This is a genomic window from Pseudomonas sp. AGC41 (assembly GCF_057334555.1).
Map to the genome: position 1 here is coordinate 3238 of NZ_JBHFJB010000028.1, position 5839 is coordinate 9076.

At 63.3% G+C, this 5839-nt stretch carries 4 protein-coding genes; 1 reads left to right on the plus strand and 3 read right to left on the minus strand.

Annotation, left to right across the window (positions count from 1 at the left end; all coding sequences use genetic code 11):
* Window positions 1-30 precede the first annotated feature (30 nt).
* Both ACE04F_RS04725 and ACE04F_RS04730 read right to left on the minus strand, forming a co-directional pair.
* Entirely contained in the window at window positions 31-306 is a 276-nt protein-coding gene (locus ACE04F_RS04725) for a peptidylprolyl isomerase (protein ID WP_486105247.1), read from the minus strand.
* Window positions 307-354: 48 nt separating this feature from the next.
* Complete coding sequence (locus ACE04F_RS04730) at window positions 355-2892, minus strand: PAS domain-containing protein (protein ID WP_486105249.1); 2538 nt, start codon at window positions 2890-2892, stop codon at window positions 355-357.
* A gap of 134 nt (window positions 2893-3026) precedes the next feature.
* Between ACE04F_RS04730 and ACE04F_RS04735 the strand changes: the two genes are divergently transcribed.
* Window positions 3027-4142, plus strand: a complete 1116-nt coding sequence (locus tag ACE04F_RS04735) for a PilT/PilU family type 4a pilus ATPase (RefSeq protein WP_486105251.1) — start codon at window positions 3027-3029, stop codon at window positions 4140-4142.
* A 135-nt stretch (window positions 4143-4277) separates the two neighbouring features.
* Here the strand turns inward: ACE04F_RS04735 and ACE04F_RS04740 are convergent.
* The coding region (locus ACE04F_RS04740; protein ID WP_486105253.1) for an acetoacetate--CoA ligase at window positions 4278-5839 on the minus strand (1562 nt) is incomplete at its 5' end.

Genomic DNA, 5839 nt, shown 5'->3' on the forward strand with positions numbered 1-5839 from the left:
CCACAGAGGCCGGTTCGTGCCCGCATCGCTTCAGTCGCGGTAAAACACCTGCACCAGGTGATAGCCGAACTTGCTCTTGATCGGTCCGTGCACCACCCGCAATGGTTTCTTGAAGATCACCGCATCGATCGCGCCGACCATCTGCCCAGGGCGTACTTCACCCAAGTCCCCGCCGCGCTTGCCAGAGGGGCAGGCGGAGTACTTCTTCGCCAATACGTCAAACGCTTCGCCCTTGGCGATGCGTTGCTTGAGCTGTTCGGCTTCATCGGCGGTTTTCACCAGGATATGGCGGGCTTGGGCTTTCATTGCAGCGGTGACCTGAGCGGTGCGAAAGGGCGGCGATTATGCCTCAAGTCAGCTGCCATGGTTGATCATCGTCCGAATCTTGTTGGCCAGCAGATCGAGGGTGAACGGCTTTGCAACCATGTCCATGCCTTGCTCGAGGAACCCTTGGCGCTCGGTGGCTTTCTGCGCATAACCGGTCATGAACAGCACTTTCAGGTCGGGCCTGTGCTGACGGGCGATTTCCGCCAGTTGCCGGCCGTTCATGCCCGGCAGGCCGACATCGGTCACCAACAGGTCGATACGCCGCCCGGACTCCAGCAACAGCAGAGCCTGCCGACCGTCCTCGGCTTCGAGGGCGGTGTAGCCCAGGGTGGCCAGCAGGTCGAGCACCAGCATGCGCACCGCCGGTTCGTCTTCGACCAGCAATACGGTTTCTCCGGCAATGGCCGGCGGCGTGTCGGTGGCCGCCGGCGCTGCGGGTTGTTCGGTCGGGGCAACGCGCAGCCGTGGCAAGTACAGCTGCACCCGCGTGCCCTGGCCCGGCACGCTGTCCAGGCTCAGGTGCCCGCCGGATTGCTGGGCAAAGCCATAGATCATCGACAGGCCCAGACCGGTGCCCTGGCCGATGGGCTTGGTGGTGAAGAACGGATCGAACGCCTTGGCCAGTACGGCGGGGGTCATCCCGCTGCCGTTGTCGCGCACGGCGATCATCACGTAATCCCCGGCCTTGACCGGTTCCAATGTGCTGATGTCACTGCCGTCGAGGTAGACGTTGGCGGTTTCGATGGTCAACTCGCCGCCGTCGGGCATCGCGTCCCTGGCGTTGATCACCAGGTTGAGCAGGGCGTTTTCCAGTTGGCTGGCATCGGTACTGACCGGCCACAGTTCGTCGACCAATTCAAGCCGCAGCACGATGTGATCGCCAGTGGTGCGGCTCAACAGGTCTTCGAGTGAGCGCACCAGGCCATTGGCGTCCAAGGGTTTGCGGTCCAACGACTGGCGCCGGGAAAAGGCCAGCAGGCGATGGGTCAGGGCAGCCGCGCGGTTGGCCGAAGAGATGGCCGCCTCGGTAAACCGGCCTATCTCCGCGGCGCGGCCCGAGGCGATGTAGCGCTGCATCAGGTCCAGGCTGCCGAGAATACCGGTGAGCATGTTGTTGAAGTCGTGGGCAATGCCGCCGGTGAGTTGGCCCACCGCTTCCATTTTCTGCGCATGGCGCAGCGCTTCTTCGGCGCGTTCGCGCTCGAACATCTCGTTTTGCAGGCGATGGTTGGCTTCGGCCAGTTGCTGGGTGCGGGCGATCACCCGTTCCTCCAGCGTTTCGTTGAGATTGCGCAGCGCTTCCTCGGTTTTCTTGCGCTCGGTCTCGTCGATCACGAAGATGTAGAAGCCGTTCACCGCGCCGTCACTGCCATGGCGCGGCAGGTAGTTGATCAGTGCGTGCCGTGGCCGGCCATCGCGATGGGCCGACTGCACGGTGAAACTGCACGGCTTGCCCGCCAGGGCGCCGGCGATCTGTTCAGCGCGCGCCGCGTAGGCTTCGTCGCCGATGACTTCGCGAATGGTCTTGCCGTACAGCTCCTGCGGAGTCAGCCCGTACCAGTTCAGGTAGGCGCTGTTGTTCAGGCGGAAACGCTCCTCGCGGTCGACATAGCTGATCAGCACCGGCATGGCGTTGATGATCAGTTGCAGCTCGGTCTGGCTCTGGCGCAGGGCATGCTCGGTGCGTTTGCGCTCGGTCAGGTCCAGCGCCGCGCCAAGGAAGCGCTTGGGCCGGCCGTGGCGATCCTTGTAGCAACGCCCGCGCACGAACACCCAGCGCAGTTCACCGTCGGGCCGCAGTAGCCGGTACTCCTCGGCATATTCGGTGCCATGGGTGATGCAATGCTTGATGCTGCGCGCGACCATCGCCCGGTCTTCGGGGTGCACGCCTTCCAGGTACGCGCTGATCGGCAATTGCCGCGACAGGCTCGGATCGACGCCATGCAGCAGGGCGAAATGCGCATCGGCGATGAAGCGGTCTTCGCTGATGTCCCAGTCCCAGGTCCCCAGCGCATCGGTGGCCGCCAAGGCCAGTTGCAGGCGCTCCTCGCTTTCCTGCTGGGCCTTGAGGCTGGCCTCGGAACGCCGCTCGAATTCCTGGGCCAGCCGGCGTCGCTCGCTGGTCTCGATGGCGGTGACCAGGATACCGGCGATATCGCCGCTTTCGTTGTGCACCGGGCTGTAGGTCAGGTCGAGCCACACGTCACAGAGGCGGCCGCTGAAGGGCATGCGCCAGCGTTGGTCGCGGCAGGCGTACATGCGCCCTTGCAACACGCTGTGATAGATCCCCTCGGTCTCGCCCCGAAGTTCAGGCCAGGCGGTGTGGGTCGGCTGGCCGAAGGCCCTGGGGTGCTTGTCGCCGACCAGCCGGGCATAGGCGTCGTTGTACAGATGGGTCAGCTGCGGCCCCCACAGCACGGCCATCGGCATGGGCGAGTGGAGCATGATGTCCACAGCCGTGCGCAGGCTCTGTGGCCAGGTATCGATGGCGCCCAGCGGGCTGGTGGTCCAGTCCTGACGGGCGATCAATTGCTGTGTGTCGCTGCCGGCGGGTATTGCGTTCATCACGGGAGTCCCTGGATGTTCATATCGATGCTGCGGCTTCTACTATCCTCTGGAGAAGGTAAGCGCGGGTTGATCTGAAGTTTTTCTGGCTCGGGTCAACGTGTCCATTGAAGTTTGCGGAAGTTTTTCAGGCCATGGAAATTGATCCCTTGTTACGCATCCTGGCAAGCCAGGACGGTTCCGACCTCTACATGTCCACCGGTGCACCGCCCTGCGCGCGTTTTGAAGGTGTGCTCAAGCCGCTGAGCAACCAGGCGTTCAAGGTCGGCGACATCGCCGGGCTCGCCGAGTCATTGATGGACGCCGAACAGCGCCTTGAGTTCGATCGGGAACTGGAAATGAACCTGGCGATTTCCCTGGCCGGTGTGGGGCGGTTCCGGGTCAACATCTTCAAACAGCGCAACGACGTGTCCATGGTGATACGCAACGTCAAGCTGGACATCCCGCGCTTCGAAGACCTGAAGCTGCCCAAGGTGCTGCTGGAGGCCATCATGCAGAAGCAAGGGCTGATGTTGTTCGTCGGTGCGACGGGCTCGGGCAAGTCGACCTCCCTGGCGGCGCTGATCGATTACCGCAACCGCAACAGCAGCGGCCACATCATCACCATCGAGGACCCGGTGGAGTATATCCATCGGCATAAGAAATCGATCGTCAACCAGCGGGAAGTCGGTGTCGACACCCGCAGTTTTCATGCTGCCCTGAAGAACACGTTGCGCCAGGCACCGGATGTGGTGCTGATCGGCGAGATCCGCGACCGGGAAACCATGGAGCATGCCCTGGCTTTCGCCGACACCGGGCACCTGGTGATTTCCACCTTGCATGCCCATAACGCCAACCAGGCCTTGGATCGGGTGATCAATTTTTTCCCGGAAGAACGCCGGCCGCAGTTATTGAACGACCTGGGCAACAACCTCAAGGCGTTCGTTTCCCAGCGTCTGGTGCGCACCCGCGGTGGTCAGCGGCGGGCGGCGGTGGAGGTGATGCTGGGCTCGCCGACGGTGGCCGACCTGATCCGGCGCAACGAGCTGGGCGAGCTCAAGGGCATCATGGAAAAGTCCGAGGAACTGGGCATGCAGACGTTCGACCAGGCATTGTTCAACCTGGTGGTCGAAGGGGCCATCGATGAGGAAGAAGCGCTGAAGAACGCCGATTCGGCGAACAACCTGCGGTTGCGCTTGAAGCTGCATGCGGAGTCCGGCGCCGCGCCGCCGGCCGATCCGCCGGCGGGGGAGTGGGGACTGATGGATTGAGTCCGGTTTCAGGGAACCGCGTTATCGTTCTTCGCGAGCAGGCTCGCTCCCACAATTTATCTCCGCTGATCAGCAGATCCATGTGGGAGCGAACCTGCTCGCGATGAGGCCCTCACAGCCAACAAAACAGTCAAATCAGACGCAAAGCTCCGGCCGCCCGCGAAACTGCTCCAGCGCCTCGGGATTGGCCAGCGCATCGGTGTTCTTCACCGCCTCGCCATGCACCACGTTACGCACGGCCAGTTCCACCACTTTTCCGCTGATCGTGCGCGGAATGTCGCTGACGGCGAGGATTTTCGCCGGTACATGGCGCGGCGTCGTGTTGGCGCGGATGACCTGGCGAATCTTCTGCTCCAGGGCATCGTCCAGCGCGACGCCATCACGCAGGCGCACGAACAGCACCACTCGCACGTCACCCTGCCATTGCTGGCCAATGGCGACGCTGTCGAGGATCTCTTCGACTTTTTCCACCTGCCGATAGATTTCCGCCGTGCCAATGCGCACGCCACCGGGGTTGAGTACCGCGTCGGAGCGTCCGTGGATCAGCAGGCCGCCGTGGGCCAGTTCTTCGGCGTAGTCCCCTTGGGCCCACACCCCGGGAAACTGGCTGAAATAGGAGGCGCGAAGTTTATCCTGGCGCGGGTCGTTCCAGAGTCCGATGGGCATCGCCGGAAAATGCCGGGTGCAGACCAGCTCGCCTTTTTCGCCGATCACCGCCTCGCCGGCCTCGTTCCAGACCTGCACCGCCATGCCCAGGCTCTTGCCCTGCATCTCGCCCCGGCGCACGGCGGACAACGGGTTGCCGTTGACGAAACAGGAGACGATGTCGGTGCCGCCGGACATCGAGGCCAGGCAAACGTCGGCCTTGAAGTCGCGGTAAACGTAGTCGTAGCTGTGGGGCGCCAGGGCCGAGCCGGTGGACAGGAGGGTCTTGAGGCTGCCCAGGTCATGGCTCTGGCGTGGCTGGATGCCTTGGCTTTCCAGGGCGGCGAGGTATTTCGGGCTGGTGCCGAACACGCTGATGCGCTGTTGGTCGATCAGGTCGAGCAGGCGTTCGGGACCGGGGTGAAACGGCGAGCCGTCATACAGCACCACCGAGCTGCCCACGGCCAGGGCCGAGACCAGCCAGTTCCACATCATCCAGCCGCAGGTGGTGTAGTAGAACAACCGATCCCCGGGACCGAGATCGACGTGCAGGCCATGTTCCTTCATATGCTGCAGCAGCACGCCGCCGGTGCTGTGGACGATGCACTTCGGCACGCCGGTGGTGCCGCTGGAGTAGAGGATATACAACGGATGATCGAACGGCACGCTGGCGAACTCCGGCTCGCCAGCGCTTTGATAAAAGTCCTCCCACAGCGCAACGCCGGCCTGGGTCTCGAAATCCTCGACGCGAGCATCAGGCTGGGCGTAAGGCAGCACGATCAACTGTTGCAGGGACGGCAGCCGCGCAAGGATCTCGTTCACCTTCGGACGCTGGTCGATGACCTTGCCGGCATAACGGTAACCGGCACAGGTGATCAAGACCTTGGGCTCGATCTGGCCGAACCGGTCGATGACGCCCTGGGTGCCGAAATCCGGCGATGAGCACGACCAGATCGCCCCCAGGCTCGTCGTGGCGAGCATGCCCACCAGCGTCTGCCAGGTGTTGGGCATGCAAGCGGCGACCCGGTCGCCCTGGGTCACGCCGACGGCTT

Coding starts and splice junctions, on each gene's coding strand:
- ACE04F_RS04735 (WP_486105251.1), top strand. CDS start 3,027: ATGGAAATTGATCCCTTGTTACGCATCCTGGCAAGCCAGGACGGTTCC.
- ACE04F_RS04730 (WP_486105249.1), bottom strand. CDS start 2,892: ATGAACGCAATACCCGCCGGCAGCGACACACAGCAATTGATCGCCCGT.
- ACE04F_RS04725 (WP_486105247.1), bottom strand. CDS start 306: ATGAAAGCCCAAGCCCGCCATATCCTGGTGAAAACCGCCGATGAAGCC.